We start from the raw sequence: 911 nt of genomic DNA, 5'->3' as shown, positions 1-911 counted from the left end.
CAAAACCGTTAGGCAATATTTGAAATGAAATTAGATCAATTATTAGAATATACCGAAAAATTAAAAGTAGAAATCCGTGAATTAGAACTTCATGAAGACGATGTCAGACATAGTTTCTTCGGACTTTATTATTCGAGCATATACGACTATTACATAGGAAAAGCATCTTATCAATTAGCTCAATTTATTGGAAATGGAGATGTTAGGTTTTCAGAAAAAATTTATCCTTTTAGAATTCACGCAGAAAGATTATTTGAAATTCAAGAATTAGAATTATTGTCAAGAGGTTATCATGGAAATTTAAATCGAAATATAATTTTTGGAGTTTGGACTTCGTTTGAATTATCAATATCATTACTATTTGAACATTTGGTAACTGAAAATGATTTAATAACTATAATTGATAAAATTAATTCTAAGCTAATTAAAGCAATTGAACACTTAGAAGATAAAGAGAAAAGTATTATTACCAATAATATAAGAAAGTCTGCTTTTATTCCATTAGTTAGAAAATTTAATTTTCTTGTGAAAAGAATTCCAAATTCCTATACTGGAAATTTAAAAGAAGATAGAGAGTTTTTAAATTTTGCAGTAAAACTAAGAAATTGTATGATTCATTCAAACGGGATTTATCACGGAAAAGATTATTATTACAAATTTGGAGAGGAAAAATTTAAATTTATAAATAAAGAAATGTTTCTTCAAAAAGGGCCAAATAGTCGAGACGTTTATTTAGATATTTCAATCCGTATAAAAACAATTTTTAGAAATTTAATGAATTGTATGAATGATATAGATTATATTGAATATCCAGATGATGGACAAAACATTGCCTAACACCGGCTAAAATTAATACGGGTTTTAGTTCTTGCTCAAAGTTTTGTGTATATTTACTAAGTCGCCAAATCCTT

At 26.1% G+C, this 911-nt stretch carries 1 protein-coding gene; it reads left to right on the top strand.

The window, feature by feature from the left end; all coding sequences use genetic code 11:
- The first annotated feature begins 24 nt into the window (after positions 1 to 24).
- On the top strand, positions 25 to 837 hold the full coding sequence (locus Q4548_RS16645) for a hypothetical protein (protein WP_303457154.1): 813 nt from the start codon (positions 25 to 27) through the stop codon (positions 835 to 837).
- The last annotated feature ends 74 nt before the right edge of the window (positions 838 to 911 follow it).

It is taken from the genome of Wenyingzhuangia sp. 2_MG-2023, from assembly GCF_030548295.1.
Lineage (GTDB): Bacteria > Bacteroidota > Bacteroidia > Flavobacteriales > Flavobacteriaceae > Wenyingzhuangia.
Note: the sequence above shows the minus strand (reverse complement) of the source record. Positions and strands in the feature narration are given on the sequence as shown.